Annotated in this window: 2 protein-coding genes; both read right to left on the bottom strand. The window is 47.0% G+C overall.

Features of this window, described 5'->3' with window-relative positions; all coding sequences use genetic code 11:
* A partial coding sequence (locus PCIT_RS00015) for a transposase zinc-binding domain-containing protein (protein WP_010368434.1) occupies window positions 1–278 on the bottom strand: 278 nt, incomplete at its 3' end.
* Window positions 275–521: tyrosine-type recombinase/integrase (locus PCIT_RS00010; protein WP_021032272.1), on the bottom strand; the 247-nt coding region annotated here is incomplete at its 5' end. The genes PCIT_RS00015 and PCIT_RS00010, both read right to left, overlap by 4 nt.

Here is a 521-nt window from a genome sequence, read left to right as displayed (position 1 = left end):
TGGAAGTAACGACAAGGCAATAAACGGGCTTGCTGTTTTTGCGCCCACTGTGCTGTTGCCATACTTTGACAGCGTGGGCAGTGTCGGTCTCGGCAGCTGCATCCGACCTGTTTTACCTCGCCACACGTATCACATTGCCAAGATTGATACCCTAACTTGCCTGTCCTACATGATTGAAGATGTTGGCAGACCCGTGTCTGCTGGTAATTCAGTGAGTGGTGTTGCCGATAATCATCTAACCCTAAGTTTAAAATATCAGCAAGGTGTAACCTACTCATTGTTTTGCCCAATCGGCCAGTAAATCAATGCCGCCATGGCCTAATTCAGGTAACCAATGTAAGTAACTCTGTGTCGTTTTAATATCACTGTGACCAAGCTGATGTTGCAATTGATGAAGCGGCATGCCTGACTCAAGTTGATGTGTCGCGTAAGCATGGCGAAGTGCATGCGGGTTACACTGCTGCAAACCAATACTGTGTGACTGCTTCCTTAATGACTTTCTAAAGCTCGATGGCGACATC

The sequence above is a fragment of the Pseudoalteromonas citrea genome, assembly GCF_000238375.3.
Classification (GTDB): Bacteria; Pseudomonadota; Gammaproteobacteria; order Enterobacterales; family Alteromonadaceae; genus Pseudoalteromonas; species Pseudoalteromonas citrea.
Note: the sequence above shows the minus strand (reverse complement) of the source record. Positions and strands in the feature narration are given on the sequence as shown.